The following is a 21761-nucleotide window of genomic DNA, read 5'->3' as shown; positions in this document are numbered from 1 at the left end:
CGGGCGGATATCCGCGGTCAGATATCAAGGCTGCGGGTAGACGGACAGCTCCACGTCGCCCGCGAGAGCCTCCGAACCGCGTACCTCACCGGGATACGCCAGCCGCACCCGGCGCAGCCGGTGCAGCGAGCCGAGCGAGGCGAGGTCGACCTCGGCCGCCTCCAGGAGCTGGATCTCCTCAAGCCCGGGCAGGCGCAGGGCGATCCGGCGCAGTGGCACGGCGGCGCCCGCCCCGGCGTGCACGCTCAGCCGGGTGACATGGGGAAGCTGCGTACGCGGCGCGAACAGCAGCATGCTCAGCTGCGCCGAGGTCAGCGTGAGCGTACGCAGTCCGGTGAGCTTGCCCAGTTCCGCTCCCCAGGAATCCGGCGTCAGCCGCTCGCTCGCCTCCTGGAGGTGCAGCTCGGCGAGGCGTTCGCAGGCCGCGATGTCCGTGAGGCGGGTGGCGGTCGGCGGCAGCGAGAGGACCTGGAGCCGCTCGGGGCAGGGCAGGTCGGTGAGGCCGCGCCAGGGAACGTCCGCGCCGATCAGGAGTGTGTCGAGCCGCGCGCAGCCGGCCAGCTCGTGCAGCGGCTCGAAGCGGGGCAGGTCCCGCAGCGCGAGCCGCCGCAGCCGCGGGAGCCGGGTGAGCGGCAGCGGATCCTGGAGGTTGCGGCAGCCGCGCAGCCCGAGCGACTCCAGCTCGGTGTAGCCGGACAGCACCTCCAGGGAGTCCAGCGACAGGATGTCGCGCAGCCGAAGCTCCCGCAGATGGCGTGCGTCGAACGCCGAACGGACGTCGTCGGGCGTGAAGTCGCCCCGCAGGCTGACGCGTTGGTAGCCGGACATCGTGCGCAGCGCGTCCAGCTCGGCGCGCGAGCGCACGGTGACCATCTCCTCGGGCGCGATGTCCAGGAGCGGCCGGACGATCTCCTCCGCGTACACCTCGGGGTCGAAGCGGTCCCAGTGGTGCAGCAGCTGGGCGCGTACGGCGCTCTGGCCGGTGTGCAGGAACTGTCGCAGGCGCGGGATGGCGGCGTCCCCGCCGATCTGGCAGATCGCGTGGACGGTGGCCAGTTCCTCGTCGCCCGTCAAGGCGTCGGCGCCGGGCAGCAGGCCGAGCAGCAGCGGCCCCGTCCGTGCCAGGGACCTCGCCTCGCGCAGACTGCGCGGCGGCACCATGCGCGCCGCCTGGTCCTCGATGGCCTCGCGCACCGCCGGGGCGACGCTGGTGGCCTGCTCCAGGGAGGCGAGCGCGAGCAGCCGCAGCCGCGCCTGGACGCCGGGGTCCCTCTCGCGCTCGCCGCGCTCGCGCAGCCGGGTGAGCAGTTCGCCCCGCTCGTGATGGCGGGCCTGGGCGACGACCATCTGCACCACGTCCTCCCACTGCTCCAGGTGGGCGTTGTTCACCAGCATGCCCATGTCCCGCTCCTCGAGCACCGCCTGGGCGCCGAGGAAGTCCTGGAAGGTGCGGTGGATGAAGTCGACGGCGCCCTGGGCGGGCTCGCGCAGCAGTCCCGAGCGCTCCAGGAGGAGCTGGAGGACGTCCTCCGCCTCTCCGATCTCCGCGAGGCGTTCCACCGACGGCATCAGACGGCGTACGACGTCCACGGCGTCCGCGCGGTCCAGCTGGGTCCGTTCGTTGCGGATCAGCCAGTACGCGAGGCGCCGCAGGGGCTCGGTGGCGGACCTCTGGTCGAGCTGCGGGGTGCCGTTGCCGCCGCCGTACACCTCGCGCTCCACGTCGCGCCGCTCCAGGAGCATGGCGAGCGCGGCCTCGTAGAGCGAGGCGCGCCCGCGCGGCAGGAAACCGCGGCGCTCCCGGTGCAGGGCGCAGATCAGCCCGCACATCAGCGGATTGGTCGCGAGGCGGCTCAGCTCCGGCCTGCTGCGCAGCGCGAGCGTCAACGACTCGCCGAGCCGGGCGGGCGCCCCCGCCGCCGAGTGCCAGCGTTCGATGAAACGCCGCATGTCGGCGGGCCGCATCTCGCTGAGCACGAACTCGTGGAAGCCCTCCTGGCCGAGCCAGCCCTGCTCCAGGGCGGAGGGACGCGAGGTGAGCAGCCACAGGTTGCCGGGGAAGACGGCGAGGAGCTTCTTGAGCCACGTCTTGACGCGGCCGCGCTCACCCTTCGGGATCTCGTCAGCCCCGTCGATCAGCATCACCGCGCGGCCGTTCTGCAACACGCGCGTGGCCCACCCCTCGGGGTCGGTGCCCAGCAGCGGGCAGTCGATCCAGCGCAGGAAGTCCTGGGGCATCGGCAGCTCGGCGCCCTTGCGGGCCAGGGCGCGCAGCGGCAGTACGAAGGGCACGCGGCCCAGGAGCTGGGAGAGCGAGCCGGGCACCCGGTCCTGCCGTGCCGTGGTCAGGGCCAGCCACTGCACGAGCGTCGTCTTGCCGGTGCCCGCCACGCCGCGCAGCAGGACTCGGTCGTGGGTGGCGAGGGTGGTCTCCACCGGCGCCGCCGCACGCTCGGGCGACTCGCCGTCCGCCAGCGGGGCGGCCTCCGACGGGCCGCTGCGGTAGGGGGTGGCCTCCAGGCTCAAGTAGGCCGCCTCAAGGGGCCATTCCTGGCCCGCGGGCTCCCGCAGGTCGACGCCGTGGATGGTGAGCCTGCCGTGGCTCCGGACGACGTAGCGCGCGTACTCCTCCTCGAACCGGGCGTCCTGCGCGGAGATGTCGGGAAGGCGCTCCAGGATCCGGTCGAGCCGCTCGCTCTGCTCACGGACCTCGCGGCTCTGCTCGATCTGCGTGCGGGCCGCGAACCCCGGCTGCTCGCTGAAGAACCGCACCACGTGCACACAGGCCGTCTCCAGGAGCCGGTCGTGGAAGCGGGCGGCGTCGTCGCTGAGGAGCCTGCGGGTCTCGGGCCCCGCCCGCCTCGACAGCTCGGCGGCCAGCTGCTCGGGACCCAGCGCGAACGCCTGGACGTCGTCCATGTCGAGGTCGCCGAGCGCGTGCAGGGTCCGGGTCAGCGCCAGCCCCACCGCGTCCTTCTCGTCGGCGCCGACCGGCGGGTCGTAGGGACCCGCCGCCCGCACCGCGCGCCGCACCAGTTCGCGGGCGATCCGGTGCAGGTCGTCCTCGGTGAGGGTGCGGTGCTCGCGGGAGAAGGCCATGAGGCGCCGGACCGGGATCGGCCGGTCCTGGAACTGTGCGCCCGGCGCCTTGGCGGGAGGCAGCAGCAACCGCTTGAGCAGCGGCGCGATCACCGCCGACGCGATACGCAGCCCTACAGTGCCCCCATCCACGCACCCTCCCTCTGCCGAGCCGCCCCCGCCTGCGGGGTGGTGACCCGACAAGGGTAGCCGCGGGCCCGGCCCGAACCACCGAAAACACCTCTATGTCAGGGCAGTTGGGCACCGCTGTCTCCAGGAGCATCTCCAGGAGTATCTCCGGGAGTGTCCGCTCCCCGCCAAGGGCCTCGGCGCCCGCGACGGTCGGCCGCCCGCGTCGGATGCCCGGCGAGATGCGGGGCACACTCCCCCATAAGAGTGCCGATCACCGAGCGTCGCGGGCGTAGGGTGGCGCCGCGTAGAGATGGAGGCGCCGATGTCCACGCAGATCCGTCGTCTGGCCATCACCGAGCTGGCGAGCTGTGACGCGTGCGCGGTGCTGCGTGTCACCGGCGAGCTGGACCAGAGCGGCGAGGCGCACTTCCTGGGTACGCTCGGCGCGTACGTCGACTCGGGCCACCGGCACCTGGTTCTGGACGCCACCGCCCTGACCTTCTGCGACTCGCGCGGGCTCAACTGTCTGCTGGCCATGCGGTGGCTGCTGGACCGCCGTGAGGGCAGGCTCCTCCTGGCGGGGGCGGGCCGCCGGCTGACGGAGCTGCTGGCGCAGACCCGCAGCGACGAACTGCTCCCCAGCCACAGGACCGTCGCCCACGCCCTGGCCGAACTGCCGGAACCGCACCGCCCGGTCTGGCCGCCCACCCAGGACTGATCGGGGCGGGCCGCTCAGGACTTCACGATGCGACGGACGTTCTCGACGCTTCCGCACTCCGCCTTGAGCTGCCTGGCGCGCTCCTCGGTGAAGGCGGCGCCCAGCTCCTCGCGGCGTTCCATCGCGACGTTCTCGCGAGCGCCGTTGAGGATCGTCCGCTCCTCCTCGTCGGCGTGGTGGGTCACCGCCTCGACCAGCTCCTCCAGCTTCTCGTCCCAGTCGTCGGAGCCGATCTCGTCGACCTCCAGGAGAGCGAGGAGCGCCTTGTTGCCCTCTTCGTGCTCCTCGACACCGTGTTCGACTTCGTCGTTCTCGATGTCCCGGTAGCGCTTGAGCGCGGGGTAGACCTCGGCCTCCTCGGCGAGCGCGTGTGCGATGAGCAGGTCCGCGAACTCCCGCAGGGCCGCGGCCCGCTCGCCCTCCACGCTGCGCATCTCGCGGAAGAGGTCCTCCATACGCCGGTGGTCGTCGAGGATCAGCTCGACGACGTCCTTCGCCGTGTCCTTGCTCGCCATGCCAGTGCTCCTTCTCGGCCGGTGGGTGGGGCTCGCTGCGATGAGTACCCCGTAACCGCCGGTTAGCGCGCTCCTTGTCACTCCTGCGGCCCACCGTCCCGGACACGCCCTAGGCTGCCACCGTCACCGCCGACGGCCGCCCCCAACCCCCAGGAGCCCGAAACCGTGTTCGACCCCGCACCGCAGCACCCGTACCCCGACGCCCACGGCCCCGACGAGACACCGGCCCCGCACCCGCTGCTCACGCCGGTGCTCGGCCTCCTGGGCACCTGGCACGGCCGGGGCAGCGGCGGCTACCCGACGCTCGACGGGGACTTCGCCTACGCGCAGGAGGTCACCTTCAGCCACGACGGCCGCCCCTTCCTCCACTACGAGGCACGCGCCTGGCTCCTGGACGCCGACGACCGGCCCCTGCGCCCCTCGGCCAGGGAGAGCGGCTGGTGGCGGCTCCAGCCCGACGGCCGGGTCGAGGCGCTGATCACCCAGCCCACCGGCATCGCTGAGATCGCGGTCGGCCACGCGGCCGGCGACACGGTGGACCTCGCCACTCACGAGGTGGCCCTGACGCCCACTGCCAAGAAGGTCGACGCCACCCGCCGCCGCTACACCCTGACCGACCCCGGCGCCCTCACCTTCACCCACGACCTCGCGGCCGTCGGCCAGTCGCTGCGGCACCACCTCTCGGCGCGCTTGCGGCGCAGGGGATAGCCGGACGCCGTCAGCCGGTGGGGGAGCGGAAGCGGACGGCCATGGCGAGTGTGTCGTCCTCGTGGAGGACGTCGGTCAGCATGTCGCGCGCTATGGAGCCCGGGACGTCCTGCGTGGGCCGCGCGCGGTAACGGCGGGCGGTCGACACCAGGCGCCGCTCGCCTTCGCGCGGGTCCCTGCGGCTCTCGGTGAGGCCGTCGGTGTACAGGATCAGCAGGTCGTCGGGGCGGAGCGTGGTGGTGAGGATCCGCTCGCTCCCCGGCAGGGGGAAGCCGACGCCCCGGCCGCGGACTTCGAGGAAGTCGGCCTCCCCGTCGGCGCGCATCAGCAGGGCCGGCGGATGGCTTCCGTTGGCCAGCGAGAGCCGCCCGCTCGCGGGGTCGAGGTGGGCGAGCAGCAGCGTGGCCATCACGTTCTGGTCGAAGGGGGCCAGGATGTCGTCCGTGCGCGCCACGATGCTCTCCAGCGGGTGGCCTTCGAGCGCGAGCGTGCGCACGGCGTGGGTGACGGTCAGCGCGGTGCGCGTGCTCGTGATGCCGTGGCCGAGGGCGTCGACGATGGTGATGTGCACCGTCCCGTCCGGGAGGGTGAACCAGTCGTAGAGGTCGCCGCCGGTGGGGGTGTCGTCGCTCGCGGGAGCGTAGTGGACGGCGAGGTCGAGGCCGTCGACGTGCAGCGGACGCGGCCGCAGCGCGTCCTCCAGGGCGCGCAGGGTCCGCCCGTGCGCCTTGCGCAGCTCCTCGTCCCGCTCCTCCAGTTGTACGTAGAGGGCGAGCACCCCGCTGTTGGTCTCGGCCAGTTCGTGCTTGAGCTTGCGGTGCTCGTCGGCGAGGAGATCGGCGCGAGCGAGCGCGGCGCGCAGTTCCTCCTCCAGCAGCGCGAGGTCGGCGTCGCCGTTGCGGCGAGCGGCGGCGCCCACGGGCGCCGCGGCAGGACACGGCAGTACGGCGGTGACCGGCGCGGCCGCCGGGGCCGTGACCTGGGGCAGGGGGACCCGCCACACCACCGTGCCGTCGGCGGTCGCCTCGCCGGGCAGCGGAAGCTGATCGGTCATCACCTGGACGTCCTCACGGCGGGGCAGGCCCAGCGCGAGGGTCAGCCGGCCGGCTCCGTCGTCGCCCGCGTCGTCGGTGGCGGTCAGCGTGACCGGCCGTCCGGCGTTCAGCGCGGTGGCGGCCGTCTCGCTGAGGGACAGCACGATCCGGGCCCTGTCCTCGGCGGGCAGCCGGTAGGTGAGGGCGATGCCGCGTACGGTGCGGCGCAGGGCGGCGGGTGTGCGGAAGGTGGCGGTGGTCATCCGATCCCCAGAGGGCTGCCGAGGGCGAGGACGGTGGCGTCGTCGCGGTGACGCCGGTGGGTGTGGGCCAGGGAAGCCGCGAGCAGGGCCGGCGGCAGGCTCAGTCGGCCGGGGGGCGGATCCTGCGTCCATCGGTGGTCGATCCCGTCGGTGTACAGGACCACGGCCGTACGGTCGGGCAGGTCGAAAACCCGGCTCCGCGGCGTGGGCAGGTTGTAGCCGACGATGCCCGCGTGCCCGGTGAGCTGCCGGTGGACGCCGTGTACGGACACGGCCGCCGCGCGGATGTTGCCCACCCCGCAGTACTCGGCGCGACCGGAACCCACCCTGACCGCCGCCGCGGCGGCGCCGCGCGTGTGCCGCAGGGCGCTGTGCAGGGCGCTGAGCACCTCGGGCAGCGGGGCGTCCGCGCAGGACAGGAAGGTGCGCACGGCCCGCTGACTGGCCGCCGCCGCTTCGGGGCCGTGGCCGAGCCCGTCGATGACCAGGCCCGTCCAGTTCCCGTCGCCCTCGACGACCGCGTATCCGTCCCCGCAGATCTGCTCCCCGGCGGCCGGCAGGCACAGGGCGCCGATGTCGGCTCCTGGCCGCCGCCCCTGCGGGACCGCGAGCCGCGCGTGGGCGAGGGTGCCGCCACCGGCCGCGGAGCGCAGGGCGAAGTCCGTGGCGATGCGCCGCACCGCGCCAAGACCCGCGCCCATGGTCTTGGTGGTGCTGTAGCCGTCGGTGAGGCTGAGGCCGATGTCGGGGATGCCGGGGCCGTTGTCCACGGCGACGATGTCCAGCGCGGTGTCCAGCGGGGAGCGCCCGCTCAGGGGCGAAGGCTGGAGGAAGAGCGCTCCGTTGCTGGCGTGCTTGCTGATGTTGCTGGCGAGTTCACTGGCCAGCACGGCCGCCTGGTCCGGCAGCGCTCCCGGCATACGGCAGGTGTGGGCGAGGGCGCGGGCGCGGTTCGCCGCGGTCTGCACGGCGCTGTGGTGATCGATGGGAACGTGCAGTGTGGTGGGGGTCACCAAGGCGTTCATGGCACCCACGCCACCCACGCCACCCACGCCGCCCACGGCGTTCATCGCGTTCACCGCGGCCCGTTCCAGCGGACGGCGGTGACGGTCGTCCCGCGACCCGGCGCGCTGGTCACGTCGAACTCGTCCATGAGGCGGCGCGCCCCACCGAGCCCGTGCCCAAGGCCCGCGCCGGTGGTGTAGCCGTCGGTGAACGCCGCGTCGAGGTCGGCGATGCCCGGCCCGTCGTCGCTCACCGAGAGCCGCAGCCCCTGACGGCCGCTCCGCCGGACGGATTCGATGACCAGCGTGCCGCCTCCGCCGTGCACGTAGGCGTTGCGGGCGAGTTCGCTGGCCGCGGTGACGATACGGGTCTGGTCCACCAGGCCGAAACCGGCGTGCAGGGTGGCCTCGCGCACGGCGTGCCGCGCGGAGAGAAGGTCCTCCTCGGCACGGATCTCATGGGTCACACGGGAGCTGTCGGGCTCGGGACGGCGGTCCGCGGATGTGGGGGGCGGGATCGTGGGGATCTCGTCGAGGTCGCCGTAGAGGGTCAACTGATCCCCCTCCCGGTCGGTGGCGCCGGCGCCTTCTCCCAGCCCAGCGCCCGCATGCCCTGCTCCGCGTTCAACGTGGTCTCCACGCCTGACAGTTGCAGGCCCAGTTCGACGAGGGTGATGGCCACGGCGGGACGCATACCCGCCACGACGACTCGCGCACCCAACAGGCGCGCCGTCGTGGTGAGCTCCATCAGGGTGCGGGCGACGAAGGAGTCGATCAGCTCGAGGCGGGAGATGTCGATGAGCACCCCGTGGGCGCGGTCGTCGACGATGCGCTCGGTGAGTTCCTCGGTGAAGGCGATGACGCTCTTGTCGTCGAGTTCGTTGAGCAGTCCGGTGACGAGTACGTCGCCCAGACGCAGGATCGGCACACCGCCGCGGGGGCCGCCGGTCATCGCGGGCCCACGGGGTCCGCCGAGCGCAGCGGCCGGTCGGTGAGGGTGATGGCCGCGGCCAGGGCGTCGGCGAGGGTCGCGCGGGTCAGGATGGCGGACAGGTCGATGCCGAGCTGGGCGATGATCTGGGCGATCGGCGGGCGGATGCCGCTGATCACACAGTCGGTGCCCATGAGGCGTACGGCGTTGACGGTCTGCATGAGGTGGTGCGCGACGGCCGTGTCCACGGTGGGGACGCCCGTGATGTCGATGATCGCCACCTGCGCCTCGTCGCGCTCGATGGCCTGGAGGAGGTTCTCCATCACCACCTGGGTGCGGGTGGTGTCGAGCGTGCCGATCAGCGGGACGGCCAGGACCCGGTCCCACAGCCGGACCACTGGTGTGGAGATCTCCAGGAGCTGCCGGCTCTGCCGACGGATGATCTCCTCGCGGCCCTCCACGTAGGTGGCGAAGGACAGGGCGCCCGCGGTGTCGAGGAGGCGGTTGACGAACACGGCCGCGTGGTACAGGGCGTGGGTGTCGTGCGCCTGCTCCTGCACCGCTTCGAGCACCGCTTCCTTGAGGGCCAGGACGGCCAGCGAGGTCGCGGTGGGGGTGGCGCCGCCCCGCGCTCTGCGCAGCGAGAGGTCGGCGATCGCCTGGCGCAGTTCGGGGTGGGCGGTCGCCACCCGGTCGACCGGATGTCCGGTCTCCAGTCCCGCGCGCAGGGCGTCGACGAAGGCGTCCGCCTCCTCGCGAAGCTCGGCTTCGGTGAGGCCCGCTCCCAGAACGGATCGTTCCAGCTGGAGCTGCACCCAGCGGTCGGCCACTTTCTCCCCCTGCTCGCGCAGCGCCGCACTGACGCTGAGCCGGGCCTCGGGTTCACTGGCGTTCATTACATCCACCTTAGCAATTGTTGTCGCACGACAAACGTTAGTCGACGATGTCGATCATCGAAAGGCCGCCCATCGGTGACCTGTCGTCAACTCGCCCGCCCCACTGGGACAACGAGGCGGAAGCGCACAGATCCCGCGGACCGGCGTGCGGCGGGCGCGGGGCCGGGGCGCACGACGAGGTGAGGGTGCGTGACGACGTGATCGCGTACGGCGAGGCGAGCGCGTCGGCCGGGCGGGGGTCAGGCGGTCTCCACCGCGTCGCCGGCCGCGGGCTCGCTCCGCGGGGAGGTCTCCTCGACGGCCGTGCGGAACCCGCTCAGACCTGTTTCGAGTGCTGCCCGGTCTGTCCGGGTCATTCCGGAGATGACCTCGAGCAGGGCACTTTCACGACGTGCCCGCAATTCTTTGAGGTAGCTTTCTCCCTTGCCGGACAAGCGCAGCTCAAGCTCGCGCCGGCTGGCGGAACTGAGAGAGCGCTCGATGAAGCCCAACGCGTGAAGGCGGTCACACATACGGCTCACCGACGAGGGGGCGGACCCGAGCACCTCACCGAGCGTGCGGAGGTTGATCCCCTGGGCGCCGTGCAGGACGTACAGCACTCGCAGTTGTGACGAGGACACCGGGGCGGTCGTGGTGATGTCCCGGCCTTTGTTCCACAGCACTTCGAGCAGTTCGATGACATCCCGGACCGCGTGGGCGGCGGTTTCTCGATCGCCGTTGCGGGCGGGGACGGGATTCATGCCCTCAACTGTGACACTTCGCAATGGCCTTGTCAGTCGCTGAGACATGCGGGGCCGTTCGCTCCTTCTTACTGTGACATTCCAGATAGGCGGTAACCGGCAGGTGGACAGATTCAGGGTGGTGGAACGCGCACTGCGCGGGGCCGCGCCGCACGATCTCCTCGAAGCGGTGCGGGACACACTCACCGTCCATTACGACGCGGTGTCCGTCGACCTTCTGGTGGCGGATTACGCGATGACCATACTCCAGCCGGTCGACGCGCTCCCTTATACCGCCGACCCCATCTCCGTCCACACCAGCGCCCCGGGCCGGGCCTTCGGCGCCCAGGAAGCCCATGTCGAGACGGACGAGGCGGCCGGTGCCGTGACCGTGCACCTGCCCGTCAGCGTGCGCGGCGACCGCCTCGGCATCCTCACCGTCCGGCTCCCCGCCGACGCCTACGACAGCGTCACCGCGCGTGAGCTGGAGGATGTCGCGGAAGTCCTCGGCCACGAGATCGTCGTCGCGGAGCGGGACACGGACCTCTACCTCCAGGCCCGCCGCGCCGACCGGCTCACCCTCGCCGCCGAGATGCAGTGGCAGCTGCTGCCCGGCCGCTCCTGCTCGCGCCCCGAGTACGAACTGGGGGCCCAGCTCGAACCCGCGTACGCGATCTACGGTGACAACTTCGACTGGTCGACCTCGGCCGACCACCTCACGCTCACGGTCACCAACGGCATGGGGGAGGGGATCGAGGCCGCCCTCCTGACCAACCTGGCGATCAACGCGCTGCGCAACGCCCGCCGGGCCGGCCTGTCGCTGCCCGACCAGGCGTGCCTCGCGGACCAGGCGGTCTACGGCCACTACCGCGGCGACGTCCACCTTTCCATGCTGCTGCTCCGGTTCGACCTGGAGACGGGGGAGGCGGAGGTCATCGACGCCGGTTCCCCCAAGATGTGGCGCATGCGGCAGGGCAGGGCGGAGGCTATCGAGCTCGAGGCACAGCTCCCGCTCGGCATGTTCGAGGACACCCTGTACGCCACCCAGCGCTTCCACGTGGAGCCCGGGGACCGGCTGCTGTTCGTCAGCGACGGCGTCTACAACGTGGCCTCGCCCGCGGGTGAGCGCTACAGCGAACGAGCGCTCACCCGCGCCATGGCCAGCACGCGCCTGCTGCCTCCCTCGCAGGTGCCGCGGGCCATGCTCCACGAGCTGGCGGGTCATCGGGGTCCCATCGACGCGGAGGACGACGCCATGATCGTCTGTCTCGACTGGCACGGCAGGAGCTGATCTCCGGGGCCCGGTCTCAGCCGGCGGCCGGGAGCATTCCCTTGCGCAGGCTCGCCAGGGTGCGCGAGAGCAGCCGCGAGACCTGCATCTGGGACACCCCGAGGCGTTCGCCGATCTGCGACTGGGTCAGCTCCTCCACGAAGCGCAGATGCAGGAGCTCCCGGTCGCGCTCGGGGAGTTCGGCGACCAGGGGAGCCAGCGCGTGGAAGTCCTCCACCAGCTCCAGGGAGGGGTCCTCCTCGCCGATGAAGTCGGCCAGGGGCGTCTCGTCGTTGCCGTCGCCGTGCAGGACGGCGTCCAGGGACGCGGAGTTGTAGCCGTTGGAGGCGAGGCGGGCCTCGATGACCTCCTCAGGCGTCAGGTTCATCAGCGCGGCCAGCTCGTCCACCGTGGGGGAGCGCCCCAGGCGGCTGCTCAGCTCCTCGGTGGCCTTGGCGAGTTCGACACGGGCCTCCTGAAGACGGCGCGGGACGTGCACCGCCCAGGACGTGTCACGGAAGAAACGCTTGATCTCTCCAACGATATAAGGGACCGCGAAGGTGGCGAACTGCACCTCGCGGGACAGCTCGAACCGGTCGATGGCCTTGATCAGGCCGATCATGCCGACCTGGACGATGTCTTCCATCTCGTCGCCGCGGTTACGGAAACGCCCGGCCGCATACCGGACCAGCGACATGTTCAATTCGATCAGGGTGTTGCGTACGTACTGGTATTGGGCCGTGCCCTCTTCGAGCACCGCGAGCTGATCGAAGAACAACTGGGACAAGGCGCGGGAGTCCTTCGGCGTCACCGCCTGCGGATCCACCACCTCCGGCAGCTCCGTGATGCCGGTGTCCATCTGCGTTCTGGTGGCCATCGTCATGTCTACCTCCCTGTCCGCCAGCCCCCCTCGTCCCCTGTGGGCTGGTGAGCCAGCGACTACCCGCCTCCTCGCGCTTCATGTCCCCATCAATGCGAAGAGGTTGCGTGACGCCGACCACACGGCTTGATCTTGGTGGGCCTCGTGACGCCGCGTCAGGGCGGGGTGGCGGGCCGTGTCGGCCGCGGCGGCGGGCGTTAAGAAGTCGGCTTCGGGGGCAAGAGACCCATTCGTACAGTCCACCCCTGATCGAGGAGGGGCGTATGAGGACGGATCATTCGCGGTGCGGTAGCAAGATCCTGGACCGAACGGTCTTCGACAAGCGGCCGGAAGTCGTCGCGCAGGCAAGGGATTTCGCCCGCGCCTTCATGAGCGGGCTCAGTCCGGCCATGGACGTACAGGCCGCGGCGAGCGTCGAGCTGACCGTGTCCGAGCTCGTCACCAATTCCATACGACACGCACGCGGCGACGCCTGCTCGCTGCGTCTGGTGGCGCATCGTGACGCCCTCACGGTCGCCGTCACCGACGCCGACCCCCGCCCGCCGCGCGAGCGGACGCCGGATCTCGCGGGAGGGACCGGCGGCTTCGGCTGGCCGATGGTGCGGAGCCTGGCCCTGGCGGTCGAGGTGAGCACGGGCCCGCAGGGGAAGACCGTACGGGCGGACCTGCCCCGCCGCTGAAGCGAGCGGCTCACTCCTGAGGGACGGGAAAAAACGCGGCGAAGGAGGGGGTGGCGCAGGATAATTTCCGGAGGTGCCCCTTGTCCCGGAGAACCTTGCACACATACGGTGTCCATACGCGAGGTTCTCCCGTGGAAGGTGGGACATGACGGAAATTCTTGTGCAGGCGGGTACGGAGGGCGCGGTTCCTCCCGCTGAAGTGCGGGTGGTGGACCACCCGGCGTGGCCGGTGCTCAAGGAGGCCGTGGAGGAGATCAGGCCCTGGCAGTCCGCGGACGGCTCCATCGACTTCGCGGCGGAGGGCGCCCCGGCGAAGGCTGCCGCCGAGCTGGCCGTGGACCGCGTGGTCTCCTCGGTCGAGCAGATCAGCCCGCTGCTGCCGCACGACGCCGCCTACCACCACGCGCTCGTCGCGGACCTGCGCCGCTGGGCGGAGGACGGCTTCACGGTCCCGGACTTCCTGGACTCGCTGCTCGCCTTCCAGCCCGCGGCCGACCGCCGGGACGGCCTCCAGCACCTGGTCGTCTTCCCGATGTACACGCAGAACGGCAACCCCGACCGCAACCTCGAAGCGGTCGTGCTGCGCATGGTCTGGCCCGAGTGGCTGGCCGAGCTGGAGCGCACGCGCTACGACAACCCCTTGTTCTGCGGCATCACCTTCGAGGACTTCACCACCGGGTACGACACCAACTCGGCCGTCCTCTTCCCTGAGACGATCGCGGTGCGCGAGGCCCCCGAGCGCTTCTCCTGGGGCGGCATCTTCTGCGACCGCGAGGCGGCCCGCTTCCGCCGGGTCACCGACGCCGCCGTGGACATCCTGGGGCTCGAACTGCCTGACGACATCCGTGAGATGGTCGGCGACCAGGACCGCTGCCAGCAGGCCTTCGTGCTCTGGGACATGGTCCACGACCGCACCCACAGCCACGGCGACCTGCCCTTCGACCCGTTCATGATCAAGCAGCGCCAGCCGTTCTGGATGTACGGCCTGGAGGAGCTGCGCTGCGACCTCACCGCCTTCAAGGAGGCCGTGAAGCTGGAGGCCGAGGGCAACCGGCACGGCCGGGACGTCCAGTACGCCGTCCTCTTCGACCGCATGTTCCGCTTCCCCGTCACCGGGGACCGCACCCGCAACTACGACGGGCTCGGCGGCCAGCTCCTCTTCGCCTACCTGCACAAGCACGACGTGATCCGCTGGACCGACAACAAGCTCCGCATCGACTGGGAGCGCGCGCCGCAGGTCACCAACCAGCTGTGCGGCGAGATCGAGGACCTCTACCGCGCGGGCATCGACCGCCCGAAGCTGGTCCACTGGTTCGCCGCCTACGACCTGGTCTCCACCTACCTCGCCCCGCACCCCGGATCGCGCTGGGCCAAGGGCCCGGACGCCCTGGACACCTCGCTGCCGCCGCGCAAGCTCGTCGACGAGGTGCTTCCGGACGAGTTTCCGCTCAGCATGTTCTATGAGGCGCTCTCCAAGAAGCTGAAGAACGTGATCGCCTCCACCAAGGGGATCACCGCCTCGGGCGCCGAGAGGGTCGCCGCGTGAGCGGCCGCCAGGAGGAGGCGAGGACCATGTCCGTACTCGATGGAGCCGTGATCGCGGTGGCCGGCGCCGCCGGGGCCGCCGGGCGCGCCACGCTGCTGAGGCTGGCCGAGGCAGGGGCCACGGTCGTGGCGTCGGACGCCGATCCCGCGCGCCTCGCCGAGGCCGTGGACGCCGCGCGGTACGCGCATGGCGGGGCCACCGTCATCGGTGACACGGTCGATCTCCTGGACCTGGACGCCGCCCGTGAGTGGGCGACGCGCACGGAGAAGGAGTTCGGGCGGATCGACGGTCTCGTCCACCTCGTGGGCGGCTGGCGCGGCAGCAAGAGCTTCGCCGAGACCGACCTCGCCGACTGGGACTTCCTGGAGAAGCTCCTGATCCGCACCGTGCAGCACACCACCCTCGCCTTCGAGGACGGTCTGCGGCGCAGCGACCGGGGACGTTACCTGCTGATCAGCGCGGCGGGCGCGTCCAAGCCGACCGCGGGCAACGCGGCGTACGCGGCCTCCAAGGCGGCGGCCGAGGCCTGGACGCTCGCCCTCGCGGACGCCTTCCGCAAGGCGGGGGGCGAGGAGGGGCCGCGCGCGGCGGCTGCCATCCTGGTGGTCAAGGCGCTGGTGCACGACGCGATGCGCGCGGAGCGGCCCAACGCGAAGTTCGCGGGCTTCACGGACGTCAAGGAGCTGGCCGAGGCCATCGCCGGCGTCTGGGAGCGGCCCGCCGGGGAAGTGAACGGAAACCGCCTGTGGCTGACCGAGAAGCCGTGACCACTGCCGCCAAAGACGCCGTGAACCCGCCGAAGACCGACGCCCGGCGCCACCACGACCCGGACGTGCGGGGCTTCGCGAGCGACAACTACGCGGGCGCGCACCCCGAGGTCATGGCCGCCCTGGCCCTGGCCAACGGCGGCCACCAGATCGCGTACGGCGAGGACGACTACACGGCCAACCTCCAGCAGGTGATCCGAGGACACTTCGGCCCCACCGCCGAGGCGTTCCCGGTGTTCAACGGCACGGGTGCCAACGTCGTCGCGCTCCAGGCGGTCACCGACCGCTGGGGCGCGGTGATCTGCGCCGAGTCCGCGCACATCAACGTCGACGAGGGCGGCGCCCCCGAGCGCATGGCCGGCATCAAGCTGCTCACGGTGCCGACGCCGGACGGCAAGCTCACCCCCGAGCTGATCGACAAGCAGGCGTTCGGCTGGGACGACGAGCACCGCGCGATGCCGCAGGTCGTCTCGATCGCGCAGAACACCGAGCTGGGCACGCTGTACACGCCCGAGGAGATCCGCGCGATCTGCGACCACGCGCACCGGCTCGGCATGAAGGTGCACCTCGACGGCTCGCGGATAGCCAACGCGGCGGCCGCGCTGGACGTGCCGATGCGCACGTTCACGAACGCGGTCGGCGTCGACATCCTCTCGCTCGGCGGCACCAAGAACGGCGCGCTGTTCGGCGAGGCCGTCGTGGTGATCAACCAGGACGCCGTGCGCCACATGAAGCACCTGCGCAAGATGTCGATGCAGCTCGCCTCGAAGATGCGTTTCGTCTCCGTGCAGCTGGAGGCGCTGCTCGCCAAGGACCTGTGGCTGCGCAACGCCCGGCACGCCAACGAGATGGCCCAGCGCCTCGCGGACGGTGTCCGCTCGGTGCACGGCGTGGAGATCCTCTACCCGGTGCAGGCCAACGCCGTCTTCGCGCGCCTGCCGCACGATGTGAGCGAGCGGCTTCAGAAGCGGTACCGCTTCTACTTCTGGGACGAGGCGGCGGGCGTCGTGCGCTGGATGTGCGCGTTCGACACCCGTGCGGAGGACGTCGACGGGTTCCTCGCGGCGCTCAAGGAGGAGATGGCGCGCTGATCGCATCCCCTTCGCTCCTTGCATGAATATGCGGTCGACCGGAAAGTCATTGACTTGCGGTCGGCCGCATTTCTATGCTCCCGTCTCATGCAGCTGATCCAGGAAAACCCTGACCTGCCCGCCTATCTGGCTGCCGATGAGGTCGTCGACCATCAGCATCCCCTCGTACGCGAGATCGCTGGGCGCCTGGCCGCGCAGGCCGTCGATTCATACGTATACGCGCAGGCCGCGTACGAGTTCGTGCGGGACGCCATCCCGCACTCCGCCGACAGCGGCGACATGCGCGTCACGTGGCGCGCCTCGGACGTCCTGGAGCAGGGCACCGGCATCTGTCACGCGAAGGCCCACGCGCTGGCCGCGCTGCTGCGTGCCGAGGGCATCCCGACCGCGCTCTGCTACCAGCGGCTGACCCATGACGCGGGAAGCGGTCACTGCGTCCACGGCCTCGTCGCCGTGCGCTTCGACGGGAAGTGGCACCGGCAGGACTGCCGCGGCAACAAACCGGGCGTCGACGCCCGGTTCTCACTGGCCGGGGAGCGGCTGGCCTTTTCGCCCGACGGCGAGTCCAATGAGATGGACTATCCAGTACTCTATGCTGCACCACATCCGGTGGTCCTGAGCGCCATGAAGAGCGCGCCGGACCGGCCGCACCTGTGGGAGAACCTCCCCGACGCGCTCTGACGAGCCCCGACACAGCAAGGCCCGCCACATGACAGTCCCGCCAGTAGCGCCCCGAGCACCCCTGACACTCACCGTCTCCGACGAGGTGCGCACCCTCGCGCCCGGCTTCACCCACCTCGCCATCGAGGCCCACGGCCTCGTCAACGGCCCGAGCACCGACGACAGCTCGGCCCTCCTCGACGACGCGGCGCGGCGTCTCGCCGTACGACTCGACGGCCGCGCACCGCACGAGGACCCGCACATGGCCGCCTGGCGCGCCGCCTACACGGCCTTCGGCGCGAAGCCCTCGCGGACTCGCAACTCCGCCGAGGCGCTGGCCAAGCGGGCGCTCGCCGACGGCGGACTGCCCAGGATCAACACCCTCGTCGACGTCTACAACGCGATCAGCGTGGCCCATCTGATCCCGGTCGGTGGCGAGGACCTGGACCTGATCAAGGGCGGTATGCGCCTGGTGCGGGCCACCGGCACCGAGGACTTCGTGACCGCCGCGGCGGGGGAGGGGGTCGTCGAGCACCCCGAGGCCGGTGAGGTCGTCTGGTGTGACGACGAGGGCGTCACCTGCCGGCGCTGGAACTGGCGCCAGGGGCCGCGCACCCGTCTCACCGAGGAGTCGGTGAACGCGATCTTCCTGTTGGAGGGCGTGGGGCCGGACGCCGGTCTTGAGGCGGCGGGCGCCGAACTCGCCGGACTCCTGGAGAAGTTCAGCCCCGGCGCGCACGTCACCGTCCACGCGCCGCGGTAGGGCGAGGGCCGGTCAGCCGGCCTCGGCGGCCTTCACCTCGGCCGGGGTCGGCGCCGTCCCGCCGAGGTGGGCCGGCATCCACCAGGTGTCGTCCGGGCCCTTGGGGCGCACCGGGTAGGCGCGCTGAGCGGCCTCCAGCAGCTCCTGGCAGCGCTCCCGGACCCGCCGGGTGATCGCGCCTGCGTACTGGTCCTTGGGCGCCTCGACCGGCTCGCCGACACGGATCGTGATCGGCAGGTGGCTGCGTCTGAAGTTGCGCGGGTGCCCCTTGGTCCACAGCCGCTGCGTGCCCCACAGGGCCATCGGGATGATCGGCACCCCGGCCTCTTGGGCCAGGCGCGCGGCGCCCGACTTGAAGGTCTTGAGCGTGAAGGACTGCGAGATCGTCGCCTCGGGGAAGACGCCGATGATCTCCCCGGAGCGCAGCGAGTCCAGCGCGTGCGCGTAGGCCGTCTCGCCCTGCTTGCGGTCCACGGGGATGTGCTTCATCCCGCGCATCAGCGGCCCGGAGATCTTGTGCCGGAAGACCGACTCCTTGGCCATGAAGCGCACGAGGCGCTTCTGCGGCAGCGCTGCGAGCCCGTCGAAGATGAAGTCGAGGTAGCTGATGTGGTTGCTGACGAGGACCGCGCCGCCGGACCGTGGGATGTTCTCCGAGCCTTTGCAGTCGATCTTCAGGTCCCACGCCTTGAACAGCGTTTTCGCGGCACCGATGACCGGACGGTAGACAAGCTCTGCCATGGGTGGGGAGGGCCCTTCGTTTCTGCCTGGGGAGGGGGCTCCGGGCGGGAGGTTACGCAGCCGTAGGTTTTTCGGCGTTGCGCAGATCGTGCCCCAAGAACGGACGAGTGACCAGCCTTGGTGCCCTCAATCCGGGAGATTCTCGTCACGTCGGAATCTTTCGCGGGTACGCGAGCGCTGAACGGGGGAGGCGACCACAACAAGGACGAGGGGCGGGAGGCGTACGTGGCAGGACGCGACACCGGGCGAAGGCTCGGCGCGACGGACATCGGACAGGGGCTGGGGGAGCGGGCGACGCTCGTACAGTTCTCCAGCGCCTTCTGCCAGCCCTGCCGCGCGACCCGCAGAGTCCTCGCGGACGTGGCCTCGATGATCCCCGGCGTGGCCCATGTGGAGATCGACGCCGAGGACCACCTGGAGCTGGTCCGGGAGCTGCGCGTCCTCAAGACGCCGACGGTGCTCGTCCTGGACGCGCACGGCCGCGTGGTGCGCCGCGCCGCCGGACAGCCCCGCAAGGCCGATGTGATCGCCGCGCTGGGGGAGGCCGTGTGACCGTCCGCTCCCCGGCCGGCTGCCCGCCAGTGACGTGTCTTTCATATGCGGTCACGGACTTGACTGCATGCCACACCTGTCGCGAGCCTGCTGCCATGCCCCGGGACCTCCTGCTGTACGAGCGTGTCCACCTCGACCTCGCCCGCCACGCCAGTGCGCGCTGTCCGCACCGCTGAGCACCGACGTCTTCGCTCGCACCTCCGGCAGAAGGACCACTCGATGACGGCATCGCCCGCCCTCGGCACCCCCACGACCGCCACCCCCGATCTGCTGCGCTCGGTCTTCCGCCGGCACGCCGCCGGGGTCGCCGTGATCACCGCGGCGCACGGCTCCCGCCCCGTGGGCTTCACCGCCACCTCGCTCACCTCGGTCTCGGCCGAGCCCCCGATGATCTCGTTCGGTATCGGCACCGGCGCCTCCAGCTGGCCCGCGGTCTCCGAGGCGGAGCACGTCGGCGTCCACATACTCGGCGAGCACCAGCGGGATCTCGCCGCCACCTTCGCGCGCAGCGGCGCGGACCGCTTCGGCGCGCCCACCAGCTGGCACGAGGGGCCCGAGGGGGTGCCCGTGCTCGACGGCGCGCTCGCCTGGCTGGTCTGCCGGGTCGTGGCGCGCGTGCCCGCGGGCGACCACCGCCTGGTGCTCGCGGAGGTGGTCACCGGCGATCCCGCGGGCGAGGGCCGCCCGCTCCTGTATCACCAGGGGCGGTTCAACGCCCTGCGCGACTGAGAGTTCCCGCGCGACGGAGGGTTCCCGTCCGACGGGTGCGCGGCCCGATTACGGAGCGTTGGGAACGTCACAGTTCAAAGCGCTTGCTCAGCGGGAATGAACTGGGTGTACTCATGAGTAATATTTCGGTCGGAGCGCGGGCCGCCCCGACCGGGATCCGCCGCTTCAGGCGCCTATGCTGCCTGCAAGAAGGCAGTAGCCAAGCCAAGGCAGCAGCCCAGTAAAGACGATGCAGTAGGAGAGCCGGCGTGAGCTTGAGGATCGTTGTCTGTGTGAAGTACGTGCCCGACGCCACCGGCGACCGGCACTTCGCCGATGACCTGACCGTCGACCGCGACGACGTCGACGGCCTGCTGTCGGAGCTGGATGAGTACGCGGTCGAGCAGGCGCTCCAGATCGCCGACGAGGCGGACGACGCGGAGATCACCGTGCTGACCGTCGGCCCCGAGGACGCCAAGGACGCGCTGCGCAAGGCGCTCTCCATGGGCGCCGACAAGGCCGTCCACGTCGAGGACGACGACCTGCACGGCAGCGACGTCATGGGCACCTCGCTGGTGCTCGCCAAGGCCATCGAGAAGACCGGTTACGACCTGGTCATCTGCGGCATGGCGTCGACGGACGGCGTCATGGGCGTGCTCCCGGCCATTCTCGCCGAGCGCCTGGGCGTCCCGCAGGTCACGCTGCTCTCCGAGGTCTCTGTCGAGGGTGGCGCCGACGGAACAGTAAAGGGCCGCCGCGACGGCGACGCCGCCTCCGAGCAGCTGGAGGCCTCGCTGCCGGCCGTCGTGTCCGTGACGGACCAGTCGGGCGAGGCCCGCTACCCGTCCTTCAAGGGCATCATGGCCGCCAAGAAGAAGCCGGTGGAGGCCCTGGAGCTGGACGACCTGGACATCGACGCCGACGAGGTCGGCCTCGCGGGCGCCTGGACCAAGGTCGACTCCGCCGCCGAGCGTCCGGCCCGCACCGCCGGCACGATCGTCAAGGACGAGGGCGAGGGCGGCAAGCAGCTCGCGGAGTTCCTCGCGGGCCAGAAGTTCATCTGAGCTTCGGTCACCTTTCCCACCGCCCCCAGATTCTTCGCACTCGCAGGAGATTGAAGTCCCATGGCTGAAGTTCTCGTCTACGTCGACCACGTGGACGGTGCCGTCCGCAAGCCCACCCTTGAGCTGCTGACCCTGGCCCGCCGCGTCGGCGAGCCCGTCGCCGTCGCGCTGGGCAACGGCGCCGCCGACACCGCCGCCACGCTCGCCGAGCACGGCGCGGTGAAGGTCCTCACCGCCGACGCCCCCGAGTTCGCCGACTACCTCGTCGTACCGAAGGTGGACGCGCTCCAGGCCGCGTACGAGGCCGTCTCCCCGGCCGCCGTGCTGCTGCCGTCCTCCGCCGAGGCCAAGGAGATCGCCGCCCGTCTCGCGGTACGCATCAAGTCCGGCATCATCACCGACGCCATCGACCTGGAGGCCGGCGACGAGGGCCCGGTGGCCACGCAGTCCGCGTTCGCCGCCTCGTACACCACCAAGTCCCGCATCACCCAGGGCACCCCGGTCATCACGGTCAAGCCGAACTCGGCCCCCGTGGAGGCCGCCCCGGCCGCGGGCGCCGTCGAGGCCCTCTCGGTCTCCTTCTCCGAGAAGGCCACCGGCACCAAGGTCGTCTCGCGCACCCCGCGCGAGTCGACGGGCCGCCCCGAGCTGACCGAGGCCGCGATCGTGGTCTCCGGCGGCCGCGGCGTCAACGGCGCCGAGAACTTCTCGGTCATCGAGGCGCTCGCCGACTCGCTCGGTGCCGCCGTCGGCGCCTCGCGCGCCGCCGTCGACGCCGGCTGGTACCCGCACTCCAACCAGGTCGGCCAGACCGGCAAGTCGGTCTCCCCGCAGCTGTACATCGCCTCCGGCATCTCCGGCGCGATCCAGCACCGCGCGGGCATGCAGACCTCGAAGACCATCGTGGCCATCAACAAGGACGCCGAGGCCCCGATCTTCGACCTCGTCGACTACGGCGTGGTCGGCGACCTCTTCGAGGTCGTGCCGGCCCTCACCGAAGAGGTCAAGTCCCGCAAGGGCTGATCCCTCCGCTCCTGAGGC

Annotated in this window: 23 protein-coding genes; 13 read left to right on the top strand and 10 right to left on the bottom strand. The window is 71.2% G+C overall.

The genetic code is table 11. The annotated features are described in order from the left end of the window. Positions 1–24: 24 nt before the first annotated feature. Positions 25–3231: an NACHT domain-containing protein gene (locus tag CP975_RS04225; RefSeq protein ID WP_055535452.1), complete on the bottom strand. Its 3207-nt coding sequence runs from the start codon at positions 3229–3231 to the stop codon at positions 25–27. A gap of 301 nt (positions 3232–3532) precedes the next feature. On the opposite strand from CP975_RS04225, the gene CP975_RS04220 reads away from it, so the two are divergent. Further along, positions 3533–3928, top strand: coding sequence for an STAS domain-containing protein (locus CP975_RS04220; protein ID WP_055535450.1), 396 nt, complete (start codon positions 3533–3535; stop codon positions 3926–3928). Positions 3929–3942: 14 nt separating this feature from the next. Here the strand turns inward: CP975_RS04220 and CP975_RS04215 are convergent, their stop codons facing one another. Further along, positions 3943–4443, bottom strand: a complete 501-nt coding sequence (locus tag CP975_RS04215) for a hemerythrin domain-containing protein (protein WP_055535448.1) — start codon at positions 4441–4443, stop codon at positions 3943–3945. Between the two features lie 165 nt (positions 4444–4608). On the opposite strand from CP975_RS04215, the gene CP975_RS04210 reads away from it, so the two are divergent. Further along, positions 4609–5151 (top strand): heme-binding beta-barrel domain-containing protein, encoded by a 543-nt coding sequence (locus CP975_RS04210; RefSeq protein ID WP_055535446.1) that lies wholly within the window; start codon positions 4609–4611, stop codon positions 5149–5151. 10 nt (positions 5152–5161) lie between these two features. Here CP975_RS04210 and CP975_RS04205 read toward each other — a convergent pair whose 3' ends face one another. The 6 genes from CP975_RS04205 to CP975_RS04180 all read right to left on the bottom strand — a co-directional run bounded on the left by CP975_RS04205 (position 5162) and on the right by CP975_RS04180 (position 10019). Next, positions 5162–6448, bottom strand: a complete 1287-nt coding sequence (locus tag CP975_RS04205; RefSeq protein WP_055535443.1) for a PP2C family protein-serine/threonine phosphatase — start codon at positions 6446–6448, stop codon at positions 5162–5164. Then, complete coding sequence (locus CP975_RS04200) at positions 6445–7518, bottom strand: SpoIIE family protein phosphatase (RefSeq protein WP_342788013.1); 1074 nt, start codon at positions 7516–7518, stop codon at positions 6445–6447. The genes CP975_RS04205 and CP975_RS04200 overlap by 4 nt, the downstream gene beginning before the upstream one ends. 5 nt (positions 7519–7523) lie before the next feature. Further along, on the bottom strand, positions 7524–7919 hold the full coding sequence (locus CP975_RS04195; protein WP_167532799.1) for an anti-sigma regulatory factor: 396 nt from the start codon (positions 7917–7919) through the stop codon (positions 7524–7526). 83 nt (positions 7920–8002) lie between these two features. After that, positions 8003–8404, bottom strand: coding sequence for an STAS domain-containing protein (locus CP975_RS04190; protein WP_055535422.1), 402 nt, complete (start codon positions 8402–8404; stop codon positions 8003–8005). Continuing rightward, positions 8401–9279 (bottom strand): STAS domain-containing protein, encoded by an 879-nt coding sequence (locus tag CP975_RS04185; protein ID WP_055535420.1) that lies wholly within the window; start codon positions 9277–9279, stop codon positions 8401–8403. Before CP975_RS04185 ends, CP975_RS04190 begins: the two co-directional genes overlap by 4 nt. Positions 9280–9518: 239 nt before the next feature. Then, on the bottom strand, positions 9519–10019 hold the full coding sequence (locus tag CP975_RS04180; protein ID WP_055535419.1) for a MarR family winged helix-turn-helix transcriptional regulator: 501 nt from the start codon (positions 10017–10019) through the stop codon (positions 9519–9521). A 103-nt stretch (positions 10020–10122) separates the two neighbouring features. Here CP975_RS04180 and CP975_RS04175 point away from each other — a divergent pair, with 103 nt between their 5' ends. Further along, entirely contained in the window at positions 10123–11289 is a 1167-nt protein-coding gene (locus CP975_RS04175) for a PP2C family protein-serine/threonine phosphatase (protein ID WP_055535418.1), read from the top strand. Positions 11290–11305: 16 nt separating this feature from the next. Here the strand turns inward: CP975_RS04175 and CP975_RS04170 are convergent, their stop codons facing one another. Further along, complete coding sequence (locus tag CP975_RS04170; protein ID WP_055535417.1) at positions 11306–12151, bottom strand: RNA polymerase sigma factor SigF; 846 nt, start codon at positions 12149–12151, stop codon at positions 11306–11308. Between the two features lie 260 nt (positions 12152–12411). On the opposite strand from CP975_RS04170, the gene CP975_RS04165 reads away from it, so the two are divergent. The 6 genes from CP975_RS04165 (at position 12412) to CP975_RS04140 (ending at position 17655) form a co-directional block, all read left to right on the top strand. After that, positions 12412–12828 carry an ATP-binding protein gene (locus CP975_RS04165; protein ID WP_150476582.1) on the top strand — a complete coding sequence of 139 codons (417 nt, stop codon included), beginning with the start codon at positions 12412–12414 and terminating at the stop codon, positions 12826–12828. Positions 12829–12973: 145 nt separating this feature from the next. Continuing rightward, complete coding sequence (locus CP975_RS04160) at positions 12974–14374, top strand: DUF6421 family protein (protein ID WP_150476581.1); 1401 nt, start codon at positions 12974–12976, stop codon at positions 14372–14374. Positions 14375–14400: 26 nt separating this feature from the next. Beyond that, entirely contained in the window at positions 14401–15141 is a 741-nt protein-coding gene (locus CP975_RS04155) for an SDR family NAD(P)-dependent oxidoreductase (RefSeq protein WP_055535415.1), read from the top strand. A gap of 20 nt (positions 15142–15161) precedes the next feature. Continuing rightward, positions 15162–16232, top strand: coding sequence for a threonine aldolase family protein (locus tag CP975_RS04150; protein WP_055535424.1), 1071 nt, complete (start codon positions 15162–15164; stop codon positions 16230–16232). A gap of 87 nt (positions 16233–16319) precedes the next feature. Continuing rightward, a complete protein-coding gene (locus tag CP975_RS04145; RefSeq protein ID WP_055535414.1) occupies positions 16320–16913 on the top strand; it encodes a transglutaminase domain-containing protein in 594 nt (197 codons plus the stop codon). Positions 16914–16941: 28 nt separating this feature from the next. Beyond that, positions 16942–17655 carry a B3/B4 domain-containing protein gene (locus tag CP975_RS04140; protein WP_055535412.1) on the top strand — a complete coding sequence of 238 codons (714 nt, stop codon included), beginning with the start codon at positions 16942–16944 and terminating at the stop codon, positions 17653–17655. A 12-nt stretch (positions 17656–17667) separates the two neighbouring features. On the opposite strand, the gene CP975_RS04135 is transcribed toward CP975_RS04140, so the two are convergent. Further along, on the bottom strand, positions 17668–18396 hold the full coding sequence (locus CP975_RS04135) for a lysophospholipid acyltransferase family protein (RefSeq protein ID WP_055535410.1): 729 nt from the start codon (positions 18394–18396) through the stop codon (positions 17668–17670). Positions 18397–18573: 177 nt separating this feature from the next. Here CP975_RS04135 and CP975_RS04130 point away from each other — a divergent pair, with 177 nt between their 5' ends. The 4 genes from CP975_RS04130 (at position 18574) to CP975_RS04115 (ending at position 21743) form a co-directional block, all read left to right on the top strand. Continuing rightward, entirely contained in the window at positions 18574–18948 is a 375-nt protein-coding gene (locus tag CP975_RS04130) for a thioredoxin family protein (protein ID WP_055533157.1), read from the top strand. A 219-nt stretch (positions 18949–19167) separates the two neighbouring features. Then, positions 19168–19677, top strand: coding sequence for a flavin reductase family protein (locus CP975_RS04125; protein ID WP_055533142.1), 510 nt, complete (start codon positions 19168–19170; stop codon positions 19675–19677). 248 nt (positions 19678–19925) lie between these two features. Beyond that, positions 19926–20720 (top strand): electron transfer flavoprotein subunit beta/FixA family protein, encoded by a 795-nt coding sequence (locus CP975_RS04120; RefSeq protein ID WP_055533144.1) that lies wholly within the window; start codon positions 19926–19928, stop codon positions 20718–20720. Positions 20721–20780: 60 nt separating this feature from the next. Further along, positions 20781–21743 carry an electron transfer flavoprotein subunit alpha/FixB family protein gene (locus CP975_RS04115; RefSeq protein WP_055533146.1) on the top strand — a complete coding sequence of 321 codons (963 nt, stop codon included), beginning with the start codon at positions 20781–20783 and terminating at the stop codon, positions 21741–21743. Positions 21744–21761 lie beyond the last annotated feature (18 nt).

It is taken from the genome of Streptomyces alboniger, from assembly GCF_008704395.1.
Taxonomy (GTDB): domain Bacteria; phylum Actinomycetota; class Actinomycetes; order Streptomycetales; family Streptomycetaceae; genus Streptomyces; species Streptomyces alboniger.
The sequence above is the reverse complement of the archived record's forward strand: the minus strand, read 5'-3'. Positions and strand labels throughout refer to the sequence as shown.

What these genes read in the sequence shown, in the direction of transcription:
- CP975_RS04220 (WP_055535450.1), top strand. Translation starts at nt 3,533, where the DNA reads ATGTCCACGCAGATCCGTCGTCTGGCCATCACCGAGCTGGCGAGCTGT.
- CP975_RS04215 (WP_055535448.1), bottom strand. Translation starts at nt 4,443, where the DNA reads ATGGCGAGCAAGGACACGGCGAAGGACGTCGTCGAGCTGATCCTCGAC.
- CP975_RS04205 (WP_055535443.1), bottom strand. Translation starts at nt 6,448, where the DNA reads ATGACCACCGCCACCTTCCGCACACCCGCCGCCCTGCGCCGCACCGTA.
- CP975_RS04200 (WP_342788013.1), bottom strand. Translation starts at nt 7,518, where the DNA reads ATGAACGCCGTGGGCGGCGTGGGTGGCGTGGGTGGCGTGGGTGCCATG.
- CP975_RS04190 (WP_055535422.1), bottom strand. Translation starts at nt 8,404, where the DNA reads ATGACCGGCGGCCCCCGCGGCGGTGTGCCGATCCTGCGTCTGGGCGAC.
- CP975_RS04185 (WP_055535420.1), bottom strand. Translation starts at nt 9,279, where the DNA reads ATGAACGCCAGTGAACCCGAGGCCCGGCTCAGCGTCAGTGCGGCGCTG.
- CP975_RS04180 (WP_055535419.1), bottom strand. Translation starts at nt 10,019, where the DNA reads ATGAATCCCGTCCCCGCCCGCAACGGCGATCGAGAAACCGCCGCCCAC.
- CP975_RS04170 (WP_055535417.1), bottom strand. Translation starts at nt 12,151, where the DNA reads ATGACGATGGCCACCAGAACGCAGATGGACACCGGCATCACGGAGCTG.
- CP975_RS04165 (WP_150476582.1), top strand. Translation starts at nt 12,412, where the DNA reads ATGAGGACGGATCATTCGCGGTGCGGTAGCAAGATCCTGGACCGAACG.
- CP975_RS04160 (WP_150476581.1), top strand. Translation starts at nt 12,974, where the DNA reads ATGACGGAAATTCTTGTGCAGGCGGGTACGGAGGGCGCGGTTCCTCCC.
- CP975_RS04155 (WP_055535415.1), top strand. Translation starts at nt 14,401, where the DNA reads ATGTCCGTACTCGATGGAGCCGTGATCGCGGTGGCCGGCGCCGCCGGG.
- CP975_RS04145 (WP_055535414.1), top strand. Translation starts at nt 16,320, where the DNA reads ATGCAGCTGATCCAGGAAAACCCTGACCTGCCCGCCTATCTGGCTGCC.
- CP975_RS04140 (WP_055535412.1), top strand. Translation starts at nt 16,942, where the DNA reads ATGACAGTCCCGCCAGTAGCGCCCCGAGCACCCCTGACACTCACCGTC.
- CP975_RS04135 (WP_055535410.1), bottom strand. Translation starts at nt 18,396, where the DNA reads ATGGCAGAGCTTGTCTACCGTCCGGTCATCGGTGCCGCGAAAACGCTG.
- CP975_RS04125 (WP_055533142.1), top strand. Translation starts at nt 19,168, where the DNA reads ATGACGGCATCGCCCGCCCTCGGCACCCCCACGACCGCCACCCCCGAT.
- CP975_RS04115 (WP_055533146.1), top strand. Translation starts at nt 20,781, where the DNA reads ATGGCTGAAGTTCTCGTCTACGTCGACCACGTGGACGGTGCCGTCCGC.